The organism is Lysobacter ciconiae, from assembly GCF_015209725.1.
GTDB lineage: Bacteria > Pseudomonadota > Gammaproteobacteria > Xanthomonadales > Xanthomonadaceae > Novilysobacter > Novilysobacter ciconiae.
Window position 1 is genome coordinate 2,663,680 of sequence record NZ_CP063656.1, and the last position, 21,144, is coordinate 2,684,823.

General features: G+C 68.7%; 19 protein-coding genes. 7 read left to right on the forward strand and 12 right to left on the reverse strand.

Annotated features, from left to right (window positions below):
* The first annotated feature begins 34 nt into the window (after positions 1-34).
* The 6 genes from INQ41_RS11990 to INQ41_RS12015 all read left to right on the forward strand — a co-directional run bounded on the left by INQ41_RS11990 (position 35) and on the right by INQ41_RS12015 (position 5,433).
* Positions 35-607, forward strand: coding sequence for a hypothetical protein (locus INQ41_RS11990; RefSeq protein ID WP_193984776.1), 573 nt, complete (start codon positions 35-37; stop codon positions 605-607).
* Positions 604-903 (forward strand): winged helix-turn-helix domain-containing protein, encoded by a 300-nt coding sequence (locus INQ41_RS11995; protein ID WP_193984778.1) that lies wholly within the window; start codon positions 604-606, stop codon positions 901-903. The genes INQ41_RS11990 and INQ41_RS11995 overlap by 4 nt, the downstream gene beginning before the upstream one ends.
* A 133-nt stretch (positions 904-1,036) precedes the next feature.
* Positions 1,037-2,257, forward strand: a complete 1,221-nt coding sequence (locus INQ41_RS12000; RefSeq protein WP_193984780.1) for an efflux RND transporter periplasmic adaptor subunit — start codon at positions 1,037-1,039, stop codon at positions 2,255-2,257.
* Positions 2,254-2,946 carry an ABC transporter ATP-binding protein gene (locus tag INQ41_RS12005; RefSeq protein ID WP_193984782.1) on the forward strand — a complete coding sequence of 231 codons (693 nt, stop codon included), beginning with the start codon at positions 2,254-2,256 and terminating at the stop codon, positions 2,944-2,946. The genes INQ41_RS12000 and INQ41_RS12005 overlap by 4 nt, the downstream gene beginning before the upstream one ends.
* Before the next feature lie 7 nt (positions 2,947-2,953).
* Positions 2,954-4,111, forward strand: coding sequence for an ABC transporter permease (locus tag INQ41_RS12010; RefSeq protein ID WP_193984784.1), 1,158 nt, complete (start codon positions 2,954-2,956; stop codon positions 4,109-4,111).
* An 11-nt stretch (positions 4,112-4,122) separates the two neighbouring features.
* On the forward strand, positions 4,123-5,433 hold the full coding sequence (locus INQ41_RS12015) for an ABC transporter permease (RefSeq protein ID WP_407074236.1): 1,311 nt from the start codon (positions 4,123-4,125) through the stop codon (positions 5,431-5,433).
* Between the two features lie 76 nt (positions 5,434-5,509).
* Here INQ41_RS12015 and INQ41_RS12020 read toward each other — a convergent pair whose 3' ends face one another.
* The 12 genes from INQ41_RS12020 to INQ41_RS12075 form a co-directional block, all read right to left on the reverse strand.
* Positions 5,510-7,753 carry a carboxy terminal-processing peptidase gene (locus tag INQ41_RS12020; protein ID WP_193984788.1) on the reverse strand — a complete coding sequence of 748 codons (2,244 nt, stop codon included), beginning with the start codon at positions 7,751-7,753 and terminating at the stop codon, positions 5,510-5,512.
* Positions 7,754-8,044: 291 nt separating this feature from the next.
* Positions 8,045-9,058 carry a lipoyl synthase gene (gene lipA / locus INQ41_RS12025; protein ID WP_193984790.1) on the reverse strand — a complete coding sequence of 338 codons (1,014 nt, stop codon included), beginning with the start codon at positions 9,056-9,058 and terminating at the stop codon, positions 8,045-8,047.
* 33 nt (positions 9,059-9,091) lie between these two features.
* Positions 9,092-9,742: a lipoyl(octanoyl) transferase LipB gene (lipB, locus tag INQ41_RS12030; protein ID WP_228076818.1), complete on the reverse strand. Its 651-nt coding sequence runs from the start codon at positions 9,740-9,742 to the stop codon at positions 9,092-9,094.
* A 119-nt stretch (positions 9,743-9,861) separates the two neighbouring features.
* The gene (locus tag INQ41_RS12035) at positions 9,862-10,140 is read right to left on the reverse strand and encodes a DUF493 family protein (protein WP_193984794.1); all 279 of its coding nucleotides are present in this window, start codon (positions 10,138-10,140) and stop codon (positions 9,862-9,864) included.
* 49 nt (positions 10,141-10,189) lie between these two features.
* A complete protein-coding gene (locus tag INQ41_RS12040) occupies positions 10,190-11,425 on the reverse strand; it encodes a D-alanyl-D-alanine carboxypeptidase family protein (protein ID WP_193984796.1) in 1,236 nt (411 codons plus the stop codon).
* 61 nt (positions 11,426-11,486) lie between these two features.
* Entirely contained in the window at positions 11,487-12,827 is a 1,341-nt protein-coding gene (locus tag INQ41_RS12045) for a septal ring lytic transglycosylase RlpA family protein (protein ID WP_193984798.1), read from the reverse strand.
* Positions 12,824-13,978 carry a lytic murein transglycosylase B gene (gene mltB, locus INQ41_RS12050; protein ID WP_193984799.1) on the reverse strand — a complete coding sequence of 385 codons (1,155 nt, stop codon included), beginning with the start codon at positions 13,976-13,978 and terminating at the stop codon, positions 12,824-12,826. Before mltB ends, INQ41_RS12045 begins: the two co-directional genes overlap by 4 nt.
* A gap of 100 nt (positions 13,979-14,078) precedes the next feature.
* On the reverse strand, positions 14,079-15,191 hold the full coding sequence (gene rodA, locus INQ41_RS12055; protein WP_193984801.1) for a rod shape-determining protein RodA: 1,113 nt from the start codon (positions 15,189-15,191) through the stop codon (positions 14,079-14,081).
* Positions 15,188-17,218 carry a penicillin-binding protein 2 gene (gene mrdA, locus INQ41_RS12060; RefSeq protein WP_193987375.1) on the reverse strand — a complete coding sequence of 677 codons (2,031 nt, stop codon included), beginning with the start codon at positions 17,216-17,218 and terminating at the stop codon, positions 15,188-15,190. The genes rodA and mrdA overlap by 4 nt, the downstream gene beginning before the upstream one ends.
* 12 nt (positions 17,219-17,230) lie before the next feature.
* Positions 17,231-17,716 (reverse strand): rod shape-determining protein MreD, encoded by a 486-nt coding sequence (mreD, locus tag INQ41_RS12065; RefSeq protein ID WP_193984803.1) that lies wholly within the window; start codon positions 17,714-17,716, stop codon positions 17,231-17,233.
* Positions 17,713-18,675, reverse strand: a complete 963-nt coding sequence (gene mreC, locus INQ41_RS12070; protein ID WP_228076605.1) for a rod shape-determining protein MreC — start codon at positions 18,673-18,675, stop codon at positions 17,713-17,715. Before mreC ends, mreD begins: the two co-directional genes overlap by 4 nt.
* A 180-nt stretch (positions 18,676-18,855) precedes the next feature.
* Positions 18,856-19,902, reverse strand: coding sequence for a rod shape-determining protein (locus tag INQ41_RS12075; RefSeq protein WP_043957283.1), 1,047 nt, complete (start codon positions 19,900-19,902; stop codon positions 18,856-18,858).
* Positions 19,903-20,209: 307 nt separating this feature from the next.
* Between INQ41_RS12075 and INQ41_RS12080 the strand changes: the two genes are divergently transcribed.
* A complete protein-coding gene (locus INQ41_RS12080; protein ID WP_193984807.1) occupies positions 20,210-21,142 on the forward strand; it encodes a carbohydrate kinase family protein in 933 nt (310 codons plus the stop codon).
* Positions 21,143-21,144 lie beyond the last annotated feature (2 nt).

The following is a 21,144-nucleotide window of genomic DNA, read 5'->3' on the forward strand; positions in this document are numbered from 1 at the left end:
TACTTTGTCATCCATCAACCGGAGGAGCAGGACCATGCAACAGGCTGAGCAGCTCAAACAGGATCTGGATTACGTGGTCGGCGCGGTACGCCGTCATGACCGCAGCGCAGGCGTGCCGTCGATCTACTTCATGTGGGCCGCGATCATTGCGGTCGGCTGGGCCTTGCCCGACTTCGCCCCGCAACTGGCGGCGCCATTCTGGGTCCTGTTCGGGATCGGCGGTGGCCTGGTCAGCATCTGGCTGGCGGCGCGGGACACGAAACACAGCGGCTCGGTGGATCAGGCGCACGGGCGTCGCCACGGCCTGCACTGGCTGGTGACGGGCGCCGCCTTCCTGGTCTGCTGGTTGCCGGTGATGCGCGGCGCGCCGATCGAGACGGCGGTCGGCAACTTCATGCTGGTGGCCGCGATTTCCTATGCACTGGCCGGCGTGCATCTGGAGCGACCGCTGTTGTGGACCGGCTTGCTGATGCTCGCCGCCTATGTCGTGTTGACGATGTTTGCATGGCCCTACACCTGGACCGCCACCGGTCTGCTGGTCGCGATCGCCCTGGCCTGGGCCGGTTTCAGCAGCCAGCGCTCGCGGTCGCCGGTCCATCCGGAATGAAAGCGCTGGACGGCCTCGACAGCGCGTTTGAGCACCGCGCGCGGCTGGCGATCGGCGTCCTGCTGGCACGTCATGACGAGATCAGCTTCGCGCGTTTCAAGCAGAGCCTGTCACTCACCGACGGCAACCTGGGAGCGCAGCTGCGCAAGCTTGAAGACGCCGGCTACCTGGCGCTGCGGCGCGACTTCGTCGAACGCAAGCCGGTCACCTGGTACCGCCTCACCGAGGCCGGACGCGACGCCCTCGACAGCCATCTGGCCGCGCTGCAGGCGATGATCGCGACCGCGACGGGTTAGCCATGGCGGCCTCGCGACACCCCGCTCCGGCATGGCGCGATGGCAAGCCTGCGTGCCGCCGCGTTTGCCGGAGTGGCTTGGCACTGAACGAGCCCCGCGTCACACTCGGACGAACACCACTGCAAGGGCGCATATGACCGAGTCGGCCGAGCTGCTCAAGTCGCTCAAGATCGACCGTTCGGCTCCGCCGGAGCCACGGAAACGGGGGCCGTGGCTGGTCGCGGCCGCGGTGCTGCTGGTGCTGATCCTCGCTGCCGGGTTCTTCCTGCGCGGCCAGGGCGGTGTCGAGGTACGCACCGCGCCCGCGGTGGCGATGTCCAGCGGCAGCGCGGCGGTGCTGGACGCCACCGGCTACGTCGTTGCCCGCCGCATGGCCACGGTGTCCTCCAAGGTCACCGGCAAGGTGCGTGAGGTGATGATCGAGGAGGGCCAGCAGGTCGAGGCCGGCGACATCATGGCCACGCTGGACCCGATCGATGCCAACGCCGAGCGCAGCCTTGCCCGGGCCCAGCTTGCCGCCGCGCGCAGCCAGATCGACGCGGCCCAGGCCCAATCCCGCGAAGCCGGCGCCAACGCCGCCCGCCTCGCGCCACTGGCGCGGCAACAGCTGGTGCCCGCCGCGCAGTACGACCAGGCCGTGGCCGCGCGCGACGCCTTGCGCTCGCAACTGCTGACCGCGCAGCGCAACGCGCAGGTCGCCGCCGACCGCCTGGCCATCGCCGACAACGGCGTCGACAACACCGTGGTGCGCGCGCCCTTCACCGGCGTGGTCATCGCCAAGGCGGCCCAGCCCGGCGAGATCATCTCGCCGCTGTCAGCCGGTGGCGGCTTCACCCGCACCGGTATCGGCACCATCGTCGACATGGACTCGCTGGAGGTGGAGGTGGATGTCGGCGAGGCCTACATCGGCCGGGTGACGCCGAAAATGCCGGTCGAGGCCGTGCTCAACGCCTACCCGGACTGGCGCATTCCCGGCTCGGTGATCGCGATCATCCCCACCGCCGACCGCGGCAAGGCCACGGTGAAGGTGCGCGTCGCGCTGGACGAGAAGGACCCGCGGATCGTGCCCGACATGGGCGTGCGCGTCAGCTTCATGGAAAAGGCCGGCGAGGAAGCGCCGCCGGGGGTACGCGTGCCTGCCGCGGCCGTGGCGAGCCGGGACGGCAAGGACGTCGTCTTCGTGCTGGGCAACGACGACACCGTCGCCCTGCGGCCCGTCGAAGCAGGCATCACCACCGGCAGCGACCGCCAGGTGCTCGCGGGCCTGAAGGCCGGCGAGACCGTCGTGCTGGACCCGCCAGCGGAACTCAAGGACGGCGACAAGGTCCGCCTGGCCAGGGACGCGGCGCCATGACGCCGCTGGTCAGCCTGCGCAACCTGACCAAGACCTACCAGCGCGGGCCGGAGAAGATCGAGGTGCTGCACGGCATCGACCTGGACATCGCCGAGGGCGACTTCGTGGCCCTGATGGGGCCGTCGGGTTCGGGCAAGACCACGCTGCTGAACCTGATCGGCGGCTTGGACACGCCCAGCGGCGGCGAGATCTCCATCGAAGGCGAGCGCATCGACCGCATGGGCGCCGGCCAGCTGGCCAATTGGCGCAGCCGCCACGTGGGCTTCGTGTTCCAGTTCTACAACCTGATGCCGATGCTGACCGCGCAGAAGAACGTCGAGCTGCCGCTGCTGCTGACCTCGCTCAAGGCCGCGCAGCGCAAGCGCAATGCCCGCATCGCCCTGCAGCTGGTCGGCCTGGCCGATCGCACCTCGCACAAACCCAACGAGCTTTCCGGCGGCCAGCAGCAACGCGTCGCCATCGCACGGGCGATCGTGTCCGACCCGACCTTCCTGATCTGCGACGAGCCCACCGGGGACCTGGACCGCCATTCCGCCGAGGAGATCCTGGCCCTGCTGCAGTCGCTCAACCGCGACCACGGCAAGACCATCATCATGGTCACCCACGACCCGAAGGCGGCCGAATACGCCAGTCACACCGTCCACCTCGACAAGGGCGAGCTGGTGGACGCGCCCGGGCTGGCGCGCTGAGTCGGCGATGAAATACCTCTGGCTGGTCTGGGCCCAATTGCGGCGGAGCAAGACCCGCACCCTGCTGACACTTCTGTCGGTGGTCGCCGCCTTCCTGCTGTTCGGCATGCTCGACTCGGTCCGGGTGGCCTTCAATTCCGGCGGCAGCGTGGACGGTGCCAACCGGCTGGTGGTCGCTTCGCGGCTGTCGATCACGCAGACGCTGCCGATCCGCCTGCTGCGCCAGATCGAGGGCGTTCCGGGCGTGCGCAAGGCGACCTACGCGATGTGGTTCGGCGGCATCTACCAGGACCCGAAGAACTTCTTCCCCAACTTCTCGGTGGCCGACAACTACTTTGACGTCTACACCGACTTTGACCTTCCCGCCGAACAGCTGAAAGCCTGGCAGGCCAACCAGACCGGCGCGGTGGTGGGCGAGGCGCTGGCGCAGAAGTTCGACTGGAAGATCGGCGACACCATTCCGCTGCAGGCGACCATCTTTCCGCGCAGCGGCAGCAACGACTGGCCGCTGCAGCTGGAGGCGATCTACCGCGCGCGCGACCGCGACAACGTCGGCGCCGAGCAGCAGCTGCTGATGCACTGGAAGTACTTCGACGAGGCCAACGACTACATCAAGAACCAGGTCAGTTTCTTCACCGTGCAGCTGGCGGACCCGGGCCAGGCCTCGCGCGTGCCGCAGGCGATCGACGCGCTCTCGGCCAACTCCGACCACGAGACCAAGAGCCAGACCGAGTCGGCCTTCCAGCAGTCGTTTGCCAAGCAGTTCGCCGACATCGGCCTGATCGTCACCGCGATCATGGGCGCGGTGTTCTTCACCCTGCTGCTGCTCACCGGCAACACGATGGCCCAGGCGGTGCGCGAGCGGGTGCCCGAATTGGCGACGCTGAAGACGCTGGGTTTCCGCGACTCGACGATGCTCGGGCTGGTGATGGCCGAGTCGGTGCTGCTGGTGATGATCGGCGGGCTGACCGGGCTCACCCTGGCCGCGCTGGCGATGCCGGGAATCTCGGCTGCCAGCGGCGGGATGATCGGCCTGCCGCAGGTGCCGGCGCAGACCTGGCTGGTCGGCATCGGCCTGATGGTCGCCATCGGTGTGGTGGTGGGCCTGCTGCCGGCGCTGCGGGCCAAGCGGCTGAAAATCGTCGACGCGCTGGCGGGGAGATGAGGATGCGGGCCGTGAACAGGCAGCGCCTGTGGAACCTGCTGACCGTCGTGCTGCTGGTGGCCGGACTGGCCGCGTGGATCGTGCTGCCGTGGTGGGGCCTGCTTGTCCTTGCCGTCGCGCTGGCGACCTGGCTGGTGCTGACCCGCAGCGGGCGGCTATCCCTGGCGGCCACGCGGATCGGCATTTCCAGCCTGCCGCAGCGGTGGGGCGCCTGTTCGGTGATCATCGTCGGCATCGCCGGCGTGGTCGGTGTACTGGTCGCGATGCTGGCGATGGGCGAAGGCTTCAAGGCGACCCTGCAGGCGACCGGCAGCGACGACACCGCGATCATCCTGCGCGGCGGGTCACAGGCGGAAACCAACTCGGTCATCCTGCGCGACCAGGTGCCGCTGGTCTCCAGCCTGCCCGGGATCGCGCGCGACGCGGATGGCAAGCCGCTGCTGACCGCCGAGCTCTCGCAGGTGGTGGCGCTGAAGGCACGGTCCGATGGCAGCGATTCCAACGCGCAGCTGCGCGGCGTCGGCGAGGAAGCCTGGCAGGTGCGTCCGGGCGTGCGTCTGGTGGAAGGCCGCAGGTTCCAGCCAGGCCTGCAGGAGCTGGTGGTCGGCCAGGGCGCGCAGTCGCAGTTCCGCGGCCTTGAAGTGGGCAATACGCTGGAGTTCGCCAACCAGCAGTGGACGGTGGTCGGCAAGTTCGCCTCCGGCGACGCCTACGATTCGGAGCTGTGGGGCGACGCGCAGACCATCGCCTCGACCTACCGGCGCAATGCCTACCAGTCGATCACCGTGCGCACCGAGGGTGCGGACGGCTTCCAGCGCCTCAAGGCGGCGATGGACGCCGACCCGCGACTGAAGCTCGACGTGGAGACCACCCGCAGCTACTACCGCAAGCAGTCCGGCCAGCTGAGCACGCTGATCAGCGTGCTCGGCACGGTGATCGGCGCGATCATGGCGGTCGGTGCGGTGTTCGGCGCGCTTAACACGATGTACGCCGCGGTGGCCGGCCGCGCGCGCGAGATCGCGACCATGCGTGCGATCGGCTTCCGAAGCCTGCCCGTCGTGCTCGCGGTGATGTTGGAGACGATGCTGCTGGCGCTGCTGGGCGGCGTGCTGGGCGGCTTGATCGCCTGGGCGATCTTCAACGGCTACACAGTGTCCACGCTGGGCAACAACTTCAGCCAGGTGGTGTTCCAGTTCAAGGTCTCGCCGCAGTTGCTGTGGACCGGCCTGAAATGGGCGCTGGGCATCGGCCTGGTGGGCGGCCTGTTCCCGGCATTGCGGGCCGCGAGTCTGCCGGTGACGGTCGCGTTGCGCGACGGCTGAAACAAAGCGGGCACCCGAAGGTGCCCGTTCGACGCTTGCAGCGGGACAGGCCCGCAAGCCCGACCGCCGCTGGCCTTCAATCCGCCCAGTGCCCCGCGCGGGTCGAGATCGGCAGCACCAGCGCCGACAGCTTGCGGTCGTTGGCCAGCAGGTGGATCGCATCGGCCAGGATCGCCGCGGACTCCTGCAGCAACGGGTCGGGACGGTCCTCGGCGGCCTTCTCGCGCGCGGCGTCCTGGACGATGTCGCGCTCGTTGGCGGTCAGCCCGTCATCGGCGGAAATCAGCGCCAGCGGATCCAGCGCCAGCCCGAGCTCCTCGCGGGTTTCCTGTCGCTTCTTGCGCCGCGCCTCGCTGGCGTCGCGCTCGCGGCGCCGCTCGGCCTCGTTGAGCGAGATCGTGGTCTTCGCGGACTCCTCGCGGAAGCGCGCCACGTCCTCGCGCCACCACTGGAACTCCAGGTTGTTGGCGACGCGGGCGGTGTGCAGTTTGTCCAGCGTGCCCAGGATGTGGCTGAAGTCGCCGTAGACCTTGTGCGGCACCGCGGCGATCCGCGTCCACGGCAGCGCGTTGTCGTAGGTGCTCTCGCCGTATTCGGTGGCATCCACCGAGGCCGGGAACTGGATGTCCGGCACCACGCCCTTGTTCTGGGTCGAGCTGCCGCCGGGCAGGAAGAACTGGGCCACGGTCAGCTTGACCTGCCCGAAACGCTCCTCCTCACCGCCCGGCCAGCGGTCCAGGTCCACCAGGTTCTGCACCGTGCCCTTGCCGAAGGTGTTCTCGCCGATCACCAGCCCGCGGCCGTAGTCCTGGATAGCACCGGCGAAGATCTCCGATGCCGACGCGGAGCCGCGGTTGACCAGCACCGCCAGCGGTCCGTCCCAGGCCACGCCCGGCTCGTCGTCGCCATTGACGGTGACCCGGCCACCGGACTCGCGCACCTGCACCACCGGGCCCTGGTCGATGAACAGGCCGGTCAGCTCGATCGCCTCGTTCAGCGAGCCGCCGCCGTTGTTGCGCAGGTCCAGCACCACGCCGTCCACGCCCTGCTTCTTCATGTCCACCAGCAGCTTGGCGACGTCGCGGGTGGCCGAGGCGTAATCGCCGTTGTTGAGGCGGCGGCCCTCGAAGTCCTGGTAGAAACCGGGCAGCTCGATCACGCCCACGTGCTTGGCCGGCGCATCGCCGATGCCGGGAATCTCCAGCACCTTGGATTTGGCGGCCTGGTCCTCCAGGCGCACCTTGTCACGGGTGATCACCACCCGCACCGGCTCGCTGTCCAGGCCGGCGCTCGCCGGCACCACGTCCAGCCGCACCTTGGAATCCTTGGGCCCGCGGATCTTCTCGACCACGTTGTCGATGCGCCAGCCGATCACGTCTTCCATGTTGCCGCTGGTGCCCTGCCCGACCGCCACGACGCGGTCGCCGGGAGCAAGCACGCCGGACTTGTCGGCCGGGCCACCGGGCACGATCTCGCGGATCGCGACGATGTCGTCCTGCTTCTGCAGCACCGCACCGATGCCTTCCAGCGACAGCGACATGGACAGGTTGAAGTTCTCCGCCGATCGCGGGGTGAAGTAGCTGGTGTGCGGATCGATCGCGTTGGTGTAGCTGTTGAGGAAGGTCTGGAACACGTCCTGGCCTTCCAGCTGGGCCACGTTGTCAGCCAGGTTCGCGTAGCGCTTGTCCAGCGTCTTCGCGATGTCTTTGGACTCCTTGCCCGCCAGTTTCAGGCGCAGCCAGTCGTTGCGGACCGACTGCTTCCACAGCTCGTCCAGCTCGGCGGTGTCTTCCGCCCACGGCGCCTTCTTGCGGTCGTAGTGAAATTGCTCATCACCGCTGAAATCGAAGATGTCTTGCTTGAGCAGTCCGCGGGCGTGGCGGATGCGCTCGTTCACCCGCTGGCGGTAGAGCGCGAAGATCGCGTAGCCCGGCTCCAGCTTGCCGCTCTTGATGGCGTCGTCCAGCCGCGTCTTGTAGCGGTCGAACCCGGCGATGTCGGCGGCGGTGAAGAACTGCTTGCCGCCGTCGAGCGCCTCCAGGTAGCGCTTGTAGATGTCCGCCGAGAGCGCGTCGTCCAGCGGCTGCGGCCGGTACGCGTAGCGGCTGTCGGACAGCAGGCCGTAGACCAGCTTGGCGGCGGTGGCCTGGTCGGCGGTCGGGCCGCTGGGCAGCACCGCCGGCTTGCTGCCGCTGGCGCGAGCCACGGTGACCGGTGTTTCCACCGCGGTGGGCGCGACCATCGGTGCATTGTCGGCACGCGCCAGCAGCGCCAACGGGGCGGTCAACAGCAGGGCAAGCAGGGGGGTCTTGGCGATCATGAAATAGGGGCGGGGCGGCCGACTAGTGGGAGGGGGTGCAACGGACTGGCGCAGTACGGGAAGATCGAGATTGCAAGCAGCTTGGACTACCTGACAGTGCCGAAAGTTGCGGGCGCTGTCACCTCGTCAGGGCACGGTCAGGAAACGCTACGGCCTTGTCGCGCAAAGCCGAGACGGAAGCTTAGACAGGTGGATGCGAAGACCGCGTACGCACGACGCACGAGGCGGGCAAATTGCTGCGGCGATCGCCTGCTGCCGCACCCGGGTACTGATGCGACAGGGACGTCCGGCTCAGGCTGAAACCGCCAGGCCCGCCTCCGCCGCGCTGCGGTCGGCATGGTAGGAGGAGCGCACCAGCGGGCCGGACGCGACGTGGGTGAAGCCCAGTCCCAGGCCGAACGTCTCGAAGTGCTTGTACTCCTCCGGCGTCCAGTAACGCATCACCGGATGGTGGTGGGCGCTGGGTTGCAGGTACTGGCCGATGGTGATCATGTCCACGTCATGGGCGCGCAGGTCGCGCAGGGTCTGCTCGACCTGGTCGCGCTCCTCGCCCAGCCCCAGCATGATCCCGGACTTGGTCACCACGTCGGGATGCTGGGCCTTGAACTTCTGCAGCAGAGTCAGCGACCACTGGTAATCGGCGCCCGGGCGCACATTGCGATACAGCTCCGGCACCGTTTCCAGGTTGTGGTTGAACACGTCCGGCGGGTTGGCCGCGAGGATTTCCAGCGCGCGCTCCATCCGGCCCTTGCCGCGGAAGTCCGGGGTCAGGATCTCGATCCGGGTGCCCGGGCTCTGGGCACGGATGGCGGCGATGCACTCGACGAAATGGCCGGCGCCGCCGTCGCGCAGGTCGTCGCGGTCGACCGAGGTCACCACCACGTACTTCAGGCCCATGTCGGCGACCGTGCGCGCCAGGTTGGCCGGCTCGGCGGCGTCCGGCGGCTTGGGCCGGCCGTGGGCGACATCGCAGAAGCTGCAACGGCGCGTGCAGACCTCGCCCAGGATCATGAAGGTCGCGGTGCCGTGGCCGAAGCACTCGTGGATGTTGGGGCAGCTGGCTTCCTCGCAGACCGTGACCAGGCGGTTCGCGCGCAGCTTTTCCTTGAGCTTGGCGACCGCGTTGCCGGACGGGATGCGCACCCGGATCCAGGACGGCTTGCGCAGCACCGGTGCCTCGGCGAACTGCACCGGCGAGCGGCTGATCTTGTCGCCGGCCAGCTGCTTCACGCCCGGCTGCAGGGACGCCGGTGCGTCGCCGCCGACAATCGCGAGGGGAATGGACTTGCTGGCGCTATCGCTCATGGACAATCCGGGACGTGAATGCGGGGGTGCCGGTCAGAGCATGGGCAGGGCCGGCGACGGGGCCTCGTCGACCTTCAGGCCAAACTGCGCGGCGAAGTGTTCGACCAGCGCCGGCTTGACGGCCTGCAGCCCCGAGGGACCGCCCAAGTCTACCATCGAGGTCACCCGCAAACCCGCGTAACCACAGGGGTTGATGCGCGTGAACGGGGACAGGTCCATGTCGATGTTGAACGCCAGGCCGTGGAAGCTGCAGCCGCGGCGGACGCGAATGCCGAGCGCGGCGATCTTGGCCCCGGCCACGTACACGCCGGGCGCGCCGTCGCGGCGGCCGGCCTCGATGTTCCAGTCCGCCAGCGTGTCGATCACCGCCTGCTCCACCCGGGCCACGTAGTCGCGTACGCCGACCTTGACCCGGCGCAGGTCCAGCAACGGATACAGCACCAGCTGGCCGGGGCCGTGGTAGGTCACCTGGCCGCCGCGGTCGACCTGGACCACGGGGATGTCGCCAGCCGCCAGGACGTGCTCGGCGCGACCGCTCTGGCCGAGGGTGAACACCGGGTCGTGCTCCACCAGCCACAGCTCATCGGGCGTGTCGACGGTGCGGCGATCGGTGAAGTCCTGCATCGCGCGCCACACCGGCTGGTAGGGCTGCCGGCCCAGGTCGCGCAACAGGGCGTGCGGCAGCGCTCGCGCGGCTCCTACCGGGGCTGCCGGCGTGGGCGTGGGCGCGAGTGCGGATGCAGGCGCGGGTGCGTTCAAGGCGAATCCGCCATCGCCGGATTCCGAGGCGGTGGCAGCCGGCGTTACAGCGTCCACTTCACTTCCGGGTGATCGCGCAACAACTGGTGGGCATGGTCGTACTGCTCGCGGCTTTCGGCGCGGAAGGTCAGGCGCACCGACACGTAGCGCCCGTTGCTGGAGTGCTTCCAGTGGATGCGCTCGGTCAATACCTCGATGCCGCCATCGGTCAGGCGCTGCGGCAGTTCCGTCTCCAGCCCAGCGTCGGCCGCGCCCATCGCGCTGAGCTCGAACTCACCGGGAAACTGGAAACCGTGCTCGGGGTTGTCGGATATCAGTTCCATCGCTCACTTCGCTGTGGTCCGGGTCAGGGTGGGGGTCAGATATCGGGGCTCAGGTGGATTTCCACCACAGCAGCAGCTCGTGCCACAGGCGCTTGAAGAAGCCTGCGCGCTCGACCGCCTGCAGTGCCACCAGCGGGCGCTCGGCAACGACCTTGCCATCGAGCATCACCTTCACCGTGCCGATCGCCTGGCCCTTCTCGATCGGGGCGACCAGCGTGGCCGGCACGTCCATGGTCGGCTGCAGCTGCTCGTAGCGGCCGCGCGGCACGGTCACCAGCAACGGCTCGGCGACGCCGAGCTCCAGCGTGTCCACGGCGCCCTTCCACAGCTTGTGGGTCGCCACCTCGGTGTCGCCGTCGTACAGCTTGTGGGTTTCGTAAAAGCGGAAACCCCAGTTGAGCAGCGCCTGGCTGTCGCTGGCGCGCTGCTTCTCGGAGGTGGAGCCCATGACGACGGACACCAGGCGCTGCTCGTCGCGCTTGGCCGAGGCCATCAGACAGTAGCCGGCGCCGGAGGTGTGGCCGGTCTTGATGCCGTCCACGGTGCTGTCGCGCCACAGCAGCACGTTGCGGTTGGGCTGGGTGATCGGCCCGACCGTGAACTCCTTGATCTTGTTGTAGGAGTAGGTCTCGGGGAAGTCGCGCGACAGGGCGATCCCGAGCAGCGCCAGATCGTGCGCCGAAGACACGTGCCCGTCGTCCGGCAAGCCGGTGGCGTTGGCGAAGTGGGAGTTTTTCATGCCCAGTCGCTTGGCGTACTGGTTCATCAGCGCGGCGAAGGCGGATTCGCTGCCGGCCACATGCTCGGCCAGGGCGATCGCGGCGTCGTTGCCGGACTGCACGACCATGCCTTTTTCCATCTCCAGCAGCGGCGCGGTCTGGTTGACCTGGAAGCCCGAGTAGCTGCCGTCCGTGCCCGCCCCGCCCTTGCGCCAGGCGTTCTCGGTCATCATCACCTGGTCGGTCGGCTTGACCTTGCCGCCGGCCATCTCGGCGGCGATGACGTAGCTGGTCATCACCTTGGTGATGCTGGCCGGCTCCAGCGGTTCGTCGATGTTCTCGCCCGCCAGGACATTGCCGCTGGCGGCATCCATCAGGATCCACGCGGTGCCGACGATCGCCGGAGGCGGCGGTACCGGCAACGCCTCGCTGGCGGGCGCCTGTTCGGCGGCCTGCGGCTGGGGAGTCGGTTGCGGGGTGGGCTGCGGCGCCGGGGTCTGGGCGAAGGCGAGGCCGAAAGCAAAGGTGGTGAGCGCGGCGATGCCAATTGCGCGGTAGGACTTCATTGGTGAACTGCTCCGGGTCGGCGCGGGGCCGATGGGTATCGATATTGGAAGGGAAGCGAAACTACTCTTTGACGCGTTGGGGTGTGCCGAAGCCGAGGCCGGCGATGCGGCTGGCCAAGCCATTGGCGGCCGCCGCTTCCAGCGGACCGACCCGCACCCGCCAGACTTGGCGGCCGTTGGCCATGCCGTCGTGCAGGTTGGCGGCGGCGATGCCGGCGCCGCGCAGGGTGGCCAGGGCCCGGTCGGCATTATCGCGCGCGGTGAAGCTGGCCACCTGCAGGACCACGCCGTCGCCGACCTCGCTGGCCTGGATCACGCCAGCGGTGGCCGCGGCCGTCGGCGGCGGTGCACTGGATGGGGCGCTGGGCGAGCTGACGGCCGGTGCAGTCGATGCCACGGTCGCCTGTGACAGGGTTTTGCCGGGCACGGCATCGTCGCGTACGACCCGTCCACCAACGATGCTGATGTGGCGCTCGGCCATCCACGCATCGAAGTCGTCGGCGGTCATCGCCCGGCCATCGCGGCTCATCTGGAAGCGCCAGTCCTCGGTCCCGCCGGTGGTCGCGACGGGCGCGGCGGCGGCCACGACCGTCGGGGCAGCGACGGGCGCCACAGCGGTGGGCAATTTGGCGACCAGCGAATCCATCGATGAGTCCGGCACGCGCGCGGTGGCTGCGGGCCGGGTCGCGGCGGTCTGAACCGCCTTCGCCGGCGGCGGCGTTGCAGCGGCCGCATACCGGGTTGGCGGCGCCTCACCCGGCTGCAGCGCGCGCACCTCGACCCGGCCGGTACCGGCCGGATGGACGCCGAGCTTGACCGCCGCGGCATAGCTCAGGTCCACCACCCGGCCCTCGTGGAACGGGCCGCGGTCGTTGACCCGGACCACCACCGAGCGGCCGTTGTCCAGGTTGGTGACCCGCGCAAAGCTGGGCAGCGGCAGCGACTTGTGCGCGGCGGTGAAGGCGTACATGTCGTAGACCTCCATGTTGGAGGTGCGCCGGCCGTGGAACTTGTTGCCGTAGTACGAGGCCGTGCCGCGCTCGACGAACCCCCTGGTGTCGTTGAGCACCTGGTAGTTCTTGCCCAGCACGGCATAGGTTGGCCGGTTGCCGTAGGCCGACCGCGGCTCGGCGACCACTTCGGGCTCGGGAATCAGCGAGACATCGATGTCGATGTTCGGCGCGGAGTCCTTGATGTGTGGCGCGTAGAGCCCGCCGGCCGTGTAGTGGCCGCGCTTGGACAGGTCCTCCTGCGCCGGCGGATACGGCGACTTTCCGCGCACCGTGTGACCGGCCGCCTTGGCCGTGCCCGCCGTGTCAGCCGGAGGATCGGATTTCTTGCCGGGACCGCTGGCGCAGGCGGCCAGGCCGAGGACGAGACCGGCCCCCAGCAGCCGCTTCATGCGCCCGGACGGCCACTGGCCGGAACTGCCGCGAGCGGATTCTCCCGCCCCGCAATCGCCTCGGACAGCTGGTACACCGCCATCGCGTAGTGCTTGGAGATGTTGTAGCGGGTGATCGCGTAGAAGTTCTGGTAGCCCAGCCAGTACTCCGGCCCGTTCACGCCGTCCAGGTTGAGCAGGGTCGCGTTGCCGGGACCGGCGATGGGCGTCTGCGGTTTGTAACCCCGTGCAGCCAGCTGCTCCAGCGTGTAGCGCGGCTCCAGACCTTCCGGCTCGAACGCCGCGGCACCCTTGGCCCGCACCGCTCGCGAGACGATCGGCTCGCCGCGCTTCCAGCCGCCCTTCTTGACGAAGTAGTTGGCGACCGAGGCGAACACGTCATCGAGGTTGTTGAACAGGTCGACCTTGCCGTCGCCATTGCCGTCCACGGCGTAGTCGCGGTAGCTGGACGGCATGAACTGGCCCCAGCCCATCGCCCCGGCGTAGCTGCCCTTGAGCGCGGTCACGTCGAAGCCGTTTTCCTTGCCCATGGCGAACAGCTGGGCGAGCTCGTCGCGGAAGAACTGCTCGCGGTTGTTCTCGCGCTCGATCCGGCCTGGCTCGTTGGTGCGCGGATAGGCGAACGCGAGGGTATAGAGCGCGTCCACCACCGGATAACTGCCGGTGTTGCCGCCGTAGCTGGTTTCCACGCCGATGATGGCGACGATGATCTCCGCCGGGACGCCGTACTGCGCCTCGACCTTGTCCAGCGCGGCGCGGTGCTTGGCGAGGAACGCCTTGCCGGCGGTGATGCGCTGCTGGGAGATGAAGATCGGCCGGTAGTCCTTCCACGGCTTGGCCTCGGCCGGCCGCGACATGGCCGCGATGATGCCCTCGCGCATCTGCGCCTTGGCCATCACCGAAGTGATGTAGGCGGCATCGACGTCGTACTTGGCCGAGGTGGTGCGGATGAACTCGGGTACCGCGACCGCGATCGGCTGCGCGTTGGACACCACCGGCTGGCTCGGCGGCTTCGGCGGGGAGGTCTCGTCGGGCACCAAGATAGTGGACGCGGAGGAAGGCTTGTCAGTGGGCTGGACGGGCGTGGCGCAGGCGACCAGGGCGAACGGGAGCGCACATAGCAGGGCGCGGCTGGCAAGGGTTCGGCTCATCTGGATGAGGTTAGCACTTGTTCGCAAAGGCCTGAACCGCTCGCGCAGCATCGACGGCGTCCAGTCAGCCTGTGTTGTTGAAGCATCCGGGCCGCGCTTTTCAGTGCCCGTGGACCGGCCGGTGGGCACGCACCGCCATCACCACGCCCATCCCGGCCAGAAGCGACACCGCCGAGGTGCCGCCATAGCTGAGCAGCGGCATCGGCACGCCAACCACCGGCAGCATCCCGGCAACCATGCCGCCGTTGACCACCACGTAGACAAAGAACGCCAGCCCGAGCGCGCCGGTCAGCAGCCGCGAATACCCGTCGCGCGCCTGCGCCGATACCCACAGGCAGCGCCCGACCACGAACAGGTACAGGCCCAGCGTGATTGCCACGCCGATCCAGCCGAACTCCTCGCTGAGCACGGCGAAGATGAAGTCGGTGGTGTGCTCGGGAATGTAGTTCAGGTGCGACTGGCTGCCATCGCCCCAGCCCTTGCCGGTCAAGCCGCCGCCACCGATGGCGATCTTGGACTGGATGATGTTCCAGCCCGCGCCCAGCGGATCGCGCTCGGGATCCAGGAACATCAGGATGCGGTCCTTCTGGTAGGGCATGAACATCCAGAACCACGCCGCCGGCGCGGCCACCGCGATGCTTCCCGCCGCGGCAACGAACCACCACCACGACAGGCCGGCCAGGTAGAGCACGAACGCCCCGCTGATGCCGACCAGCAAGGCCGTGCCCAAGTCCGGTTGCAGCAGGACCAGCCCGGTCGGCAGCCCGATCAGGACCATCGCCACCACGGTCGCGCGGAAGGACGGCGGCAACGGACCACGGTTGAGTTGCCAGGCCACCATCATCGGCAGGCTCAGCTTGAGCACCTCGGCCGGCTGGAAGTAGAACACTCCCAGGTTGATCCAGTGCCCGCCGTGGCGGCCCTGGCCGATGAACAACACGATCAGCAGGGGCACGATCGTCGCGGCGTAGGCCAGCGGCGTCCAGTTGCGCAGTTGCAGCGGCGATACCCGCGAGAGCAGCCACATCACGCCCAGACCGATGACAAAGCGCGAGGCCTGCGCCATCACCAGCGCCTCGGACTTGCCGCCGGCGCTGTAGAGCACGGCCAGGCCGATGCCCATCAGCGCCAGCAGGGCGGCCAGCAACGGCAGGTCAAGGGTGCGCGTGAAGCGCGCAATCATATCCAGCAGCCAGCGCAGGATCGTCCTCATTGCGCCGGGTCCGTGGTGGAGTCAGCCGCGGCTTCGGCGTCCGCGCCCGCTTCCGTCGCAGCCTCGGCATCGTCCGCGCCCGCTTCCGTCGCAGCCTCGGCATCGTCCGCGTCCCGGGCCATCTCCACCGCCGCCTCCAGCGGATCGGTCACCACATCGTCGGTGGGCTCCATGCCCTCGGGCATCTTGCCCAGCAACCACGCATCGAAGATCGTGCGGGCGATGGGCGCGGCCGCGCTGCCGCCGTAACCGCCGTGCTCCACCACCACCGCCACCGCGATCTGCGGATCCTCGGCCGGGGCGTAGCCGGTGAACAGCGCGGTATGGCGCAGGTGGTAGGGCAGCGTGTGCGGGTTGAGGCTGATGTTGCCCTTGCGGCTGGAGCGCTGAGCGGTACCGGTCTTGCCGGCCATCGTGTACGACGCGCCAATGGCCATGCGGCGGGCGGTGCCGCCGGGCCCGTTGATCGTGGCGATCATGCCCTCTTGCACCGCGCGCAGGTTGGCCGGCTTGTCGGTGATCCGGTGGCTGGGCGTAGGCGGCAGGTCCTGCCACGGCGACTCGTAGCCGTCGCGGCGCGACTGCAGCAGGCGCAGCTCGTGCAGGTCGCCGCCGTTGGCGACCGCCGCGGTGGAGCGGGCGATCTGCAAGGCGGTGGCGATCCAGTAGCCCTGCCCGATCCCGGAGATCACCGTCTCGCCCGGGTACCAGGACTCCTTGCTGATGGTCCGCTTGTACTCCCGCGAGGGCACCACGCCGGCGTTCTCGCCCAGCAGGTCGATGCCGCTCTTCTCGCCGAACCCATAGAGGTGCATGTACTCGGAGAGCCGGTCGATGCCCAGGTCCAGGGCGAGCTTGTAGTAGTAGGTGTTGACCGAGCGGGAGATCGAATCGCGCAGGTCCGTCCAGCCGTGGCCGCCGCCGGAGGCATCGCGGTAGCCGCGCGCCTGGCCGGGGATGCGGAACTCGCCGGTGGAGAGGATGCGGTCGGACGGCGTGCGCAATCCGCTGTCGAGCCCGGCCAGCGCCATCACCGGCTTGATCGTCGAACCCGGCGGGCCACCGCCGAGCACATTGCGGTTGAACAGCGGGCGCGAGGGGTTGTTGATCAGGCCGTTGTAGTCGGCGTGGGAGATGCCATTGACGAACAGGTTGGTGTCATACGAGGGCAGGCTGACCATCGCCAGCACCTGGCCGGTTTTGGTATCCACCGCGATTGCCGAGCCGTCGGCATCGCCGAACGCCGCCACCATCGCGCGCTGCAGGTCCAGGTCCACCGACAGGCGCAGGTCCGCGCCGGGCACCGCCGGCACCCGGCCAACGATCCGCATCGGCCGGCCGTCGACGTTGGTCTCGACCTTCTCGTAGCCCAGCTTGCCGCGCAGCGCCTCCTCGTAGGAGCGCTCCAGCCCGGTCTTGCCGGTGTGGCTGAACACGCTGCCCGCCTCGCCCATCTCGGCCAGGTCGGCCTCGTCGATGCGGCCGACGTAGCCGATCACGTGGGCGAACAGCTCGCCGTGCAGGTAGCGGCGCTGCAGGTAGGAGACCACCTCCACGCCGGGGTATTTCCAGCGGTCCACCGCCAGCCGCGCCAGTTCGTCGGGCTTCACCCGCAGCTTGAGGATGATCGGCTTGTAGCTGCGGGTGACCTTGCGCGCGGCGAGGAAGTCCTCGATCTCCTGCTCGGACAGGTCGATGATGCCGGCCAGCCCGGGCAGCCAGTCTTCCGGATCACCGGCTTCGCGCGGGGTGACCTCCAGGCGGAACGCGGGCACGTTGTCGGCCAGGATGCGGCCCTTGCGGTCGTAGATCAGCCCGCGGCCGGGCACCACCGGGCGCAGCTTGATCCGGTTCTGCTCCGCGCGCGTGGCGTACTCGTCGTGATGCCAGACCTGCAGGCGGTAGTAGCCCAGCGCCAGTCCCGACAGGACCAGGGTCACGCCGATGAAAGCGATGATCACGCGGGTGCGGAAGTGGCGGACTTCGGCCGCGGCGTCCTTGAGCACGCGCCGTGGGCGGCGCCGGATCGGGCGCACTTCTCAGCTCCTGCGCCAGCTGCCCAGACGCAGCGCGTCCAGCAGCAGGAACACCGGCGGCCACAACGCCATCCCGGTCAGCGGTGCCAGCCAGAACATCGCCGGCAGCGAGGGAATGCCGAGGGCCACATGCACCGCGGCGACCACGATGCGGTCATTGAGCAACAGGCCGCCGATCGCCAGCGCCTGCTGCCACAGCGGAAAGAAGCGCAGGCGCGCGCGGAAACGCTGGATGATGAAGGTCATCACCACCAGCCGCAGTGCCTGCTCGCCGAGCAGGCCGCCAAAGGTGATGTCGGCCAGAACGCCGGCCAGGAACGCGAACCCCAGCCCCACGCGCTCGGGATCCTCGATCACCCAGTAGGCGACCACCAGGGCCAGCCAGTACGGGCGCAGGCCCTGCAGCAGCAGCGGCAGCGGCAACAGGCCCAGCAGCAGGGCGGCGACGATGCTGGCCGGCAGCAGCCACGGCTGGTAGCGACGGGTCACCGCCGGTCACCGGAGGCGGGGGCGGCCGCCGGTACGGGCGGCGCATCCGGGGCGGACTTCGGTGCAGCGTCCGCGGTGCCGTTCGCGGCGCCAGGAGCAACGTCCGGCGCTTCTTCCGCATCGCCGTCCAGGGAATCGCTTCCGGTGGCCCATGACCGCTCGTCCGGACCGCCGCGCAGCAGGAGTACGTCGCGGCCACGATCCAGCTGCGCTGCCGGCATCACCTCGCCGATCAGGAACGCGCGGCTGTCATCGGGCTGCAGGGACACGATCGTCCCCACCGGGAAGCCGGCGACGAAGCGCCCGCCCAGCCCGGAGGTCAGCAGGCGGTCACCGACCTTGACGTCACTGGACAACGGGATGCTGTGCAGGCGCAGCATGTCGCTGCGTCCCTCGCCGTAGGCCACCAGGCGAACGCCGTTGCGCTCGATCGCCACCGGCACCGCGTGCGCCGCGTCGGTGACCAGCAGCACGGTGGCCACCGCCGGCTGCACGTCGATGATCTGGCCCAGCAACCCGCCGGCGTCGATCACGCTCTGGCCCAGGCGGACCGACTCGTTGCTGCCCGCGCCCAGCACCAGCCGTTGCCGGGTGGGGTCCAGGTCGATGTCCAGGATCGGCGCCAGCTGCACGTCCAGCTGGTTGTTGTGGGCCGCATCGAGCAGTCCGCGCAGGCGCGTGTTGTCAGAGGCGAGCGTCTGCAGCCGGGCCATGCGCGCGCTGTTGACCAGCAGCTCGTTGCGCAGGCGGCGGTTGTCCTCGGTCAACTGGCGCATCGTGCCGGCGTCGTCGTACAGGCGGGTGATCGCCCGGCCCGGCCAGCCCGCGGCGATCCACAGCGGCTGCACCAGCAAGGTGGCGTGCCCGCGGGCCTGGCTCAGCCAGCCGCCGCGGTGGTCCAGCACGATCAGCACCACCGCCAGCGCCAGGTAGGCCGACAGCCACAGCGTTGCGGACACGTCGCCTGGACGGTTCGGAGTCGAAGGGCTGGCGTAGGAGCGCAATGGAAGGGAAACCGGTTGATCTGGCGTGACGGACCGTCAATGGTGGCACAGGCCGCCGGTCCACCCGCCGCGGCATGCTCCGGTGTGGCGGCGATCAGGCACGGCACCCAGACCGTGCCGGTCACCGCATCACCATTACTCGGGAGCGAAAAACTCGTTGCCGTGCATGTCCAGCAGGTCCAGCGCGCGACCGCCGCCACGGGCCACGCAGGTCAGCGGGTCCTCGGCGACCTGCACGTGGACGCCGGTTTCCTCGCTCACGAGCCGGTCGAAGTCGGCCAGCAACGCACCGCCTCCGGTCAGCACGATGCCGCGCTCGGCGACGTCCGCACCCAGCTCCGGCGGGGTCTGTTCCAGCGCCAGCTTGATCGCGGTGACGATGCCGGCCAGTGGCTCGTGCAGCGCCTCCAGCACTTCGTTGGCGGTGATGGTGATCATCTTCGGCACGCCCTCGGCGAGGTTGCGCCCGGTGATCTCCATGCTGGTGTTCTCTTCCTGCTGGTAGGCGCAGCCCAGCGTTTCCTTGATCCGCTCAGCCGTGGCCTCGCCGATCAGGGTGCCGTAGGTGCGGCGGACGTAGGCGATGATCGCCTCGTCAAACCGGTCGCCGCCGATGCGTACCGACGCGGCATACACGATGCCGTTGAGCGCGATGACCGCCACTTCGGTGGTGCCGCCGCCGATATCGACCACCATCGAGCCGCGCGCCTCGGCCACCGGCATTCCGGCACCGATCGCCGCCGCCATCGGCTCCTCGATCAGGTAGACCTCGCGGGCACCGGCCTCCTCGGCCGACTCCTTGATCGCGCGCCGCTCGACCTGGGTCGAGCCGCAGGGCACGCACACCAGCACCCGCGGGCTGGGCCGCAGGAAACGCGACTTGTGCGCCTTGCGGATGAAATGCTTGAGCATTTCCTCGGTGTAGGTGAAGTCGGCGATGACGCCGTCCTTCATCGGCCGGATCGTGGTGATGTGGCCCGGCGTGCGGCCCAGCATCAGCTTGGCCTCCATGCCGACCGCCGCGACGGTGCGGTTGCCGCCGACCACGCGGTCCTGGCGCACCGCGACCACCGATGGCTCGTTCAGCACGATTCCCTGGCCGCGGACGTAGATCAACGTGTTTGCCGTGCCCAGATCGATGGACAGGTCGTTGGAAAACATGCCGCGAAACTTCTTGAACATCGTCGATTGGGCCGTGGGAGGGGTGCCGGAAGCGGCCGACAAGACTAGCAACCGCCCCCTTGCCGGGCAAGGAGAAATGGCGTAACCCGTCGCTAATGGGCGTTTTTGGTCGCCCACCGCGGCGGCGATCCGGCGCCCTGCGCGGAAGCCCCTCGACCAGGGCGGCAACGCGGCGCGGCTGGCCGCGACCCCGGCCAGCGGATATTCTATGCGGTGCGCACCAAGCGGTGACCTGCGCCCCACCCATCCGTCAAACCACGCTCCCGCCAGGAACCTGCCGGCGGAGCTCCCCGGAGTGCGATTACCGATGTCAGCCCTGATCTGCGGCTCGCTGGCCTACGACACCATCATGGTGTTCCCCGACCAGTTCAAGAACCACATCCTGCCGGACAAGGTGCACATCCTGAACGTTTCCTTCCTGGTGCCGCGGATGCGCCGCGAGTTCGGCGGCTGCGCGGGCAACATCGCCTACAACCTCAAATTGCTGGGCGGCGACCCGATCCCGATGGCCACCGTCGGCCAGGATTTCGGCCCGTACCGCGAGTGGTTCGAGCAGCAGCAGATCCGTCTGGACCACGTCAAGGTGATCGACGAGCTGTTCACTCCGCAGGCGTTCATCACCACCGACCACGACAACAACCAGATCACCGCCTTCCACCCCGGCGCGATGATGCGCTCCTACGAGAACCACGTGCGCGACGTGCCCGGCGTGAGCATCGGCATCGTCAGCCCGGACGGCTACGAGGGCATGATCCAGAACGCCAACGAGTTCGCCGAGGCCGGAATTCCCTTCATCTTCGATCCCGGCCAGGCGATGCCGCTGTTCAACGGCGAGGAACTGCGCGCCTTCATCGAGCAGGCCGACTACGTGACCGTCAACGACTACGAGTCCAACCTGCTGCAGGAGCGCACCGGTTGGGACGAGGCGACAATCGCCAGCAAGGTCAAGGCCTACATCGCCACCCGCGGCCCCAAGGGCGTGATCATTCACGCCGACGGCCAGGTGCATGACGTCGCTCCCGCGCACGAGAGCCGCATCACCGACCCGACCGGCTGCGGCGATGCGTTCCGCGCCGGGCTGATCTTCGGCATCCAGAAGGGCTACGACTGGCCGACCATCGGCCGCATCGGCAACCTGATGGGCGCGCTGAAAGTCGAGCATCCCGGCACCCAGAACCAGCGCTTCGACTACGACGAGTTCGCCGAACAGTTCGTGCAGCAGTTCGGGTACGCGCTGTAGCA

Coding starts and splice junctions, on each gene's coding strand:
- INQ41_RS12075 (WP_043957283.1), bottom strand. CDS start 19,902: ATGTTCAAGAAGTTTCGCGGCATGTTTTCCAACGACCTGTCCATCGAT.
- INQ41_RS12080 (WP_193984807.1), top strand. CDS start 20,210: ATGTCAGCCCTGATCTGCGGCTCGCTGGCCTACGACACCATCATGGTG.
- lipA (WP_193984790.1), bottom strand. CDS start 9,058: ATGAGCGATAGCGCCAGCAAGTCCATTCCCCTCGCGATTGTCGGCGGC.
- INQ41_RS11990 (WP_193984776.1), top strand. CDS start 35: ATGCAACAGGCTGAGCAGCTCAAACAGGATCTGGATTACGTGGTCGGC.
- INQ41_RS12000 (WP_193984780.1), top strand. CDS start 1,037: ATGACCGAGTCGGCCGAGCTGCTCAAGTCGCTCAAGATCGACCGTTCG.
- INQ41_RS12010 (WP_193984784.1), top strand. CDS start 2,954: ATGAAATACCTCTGGCTGGTCTGGGCCCAATTGCGGCGGAGCAAGACC.
- INQ41_RS12020 (WP_193984788.1), bottom strand. CDS start 7,753: ATGATCGCCAAGACCCCCCTGCTTGCCCTGCTGTTGACCGCCCCGTTG.
- INQ41_RS12005 (WP_193984782.1), top strand. CDS start 2,254: ATGACGCCGCTGGTCAGCCTGCGCAACCTGACCAAGACCTACCAGCGC.
- INQ41_RS11995 (WP_193984778.1), top strand. CDS start 604: ATGAAAGCGCTGGACGGCCTCGACAGCGCGTTTGAGCACCGCGCGCGG.
- INQ41_RS12045 (WP_193984798.1), bottom strand. CDS start 12,827: ATGAAGCGGCTGCTGGGGGCCGGTCTCGTCCTCGGCCTGGCCGCCTGC.
- INQ41_RS12035 (WP_193984794.1), bottom strand. CDS start 10,140: ATGGAACTGATATCCGACAACCCCGAGCACGGTTTCCAGTTTCCCGGT.
- mltB (WP_193984799.1), bottom strand. CDS start 13,978: ATGAGCCGAACCCTTGCCAGCCGCGCCCTGCTATGTGCGCTCCCGTTC.
- INQ41_RS12040 (WP_193984796.1), bottom strand. CDS start 11,425: ATGAAGTCCTACCGCGCAATTGGCATCGCCGCGCTCACCACCTTTGCT.
- rodA (WP_193984801.1), bottom strand. CDS start 15,191: ATGAGGACGATCCTGCGCTGGCTGCTGGATATGATTGCGCGCTTCACG.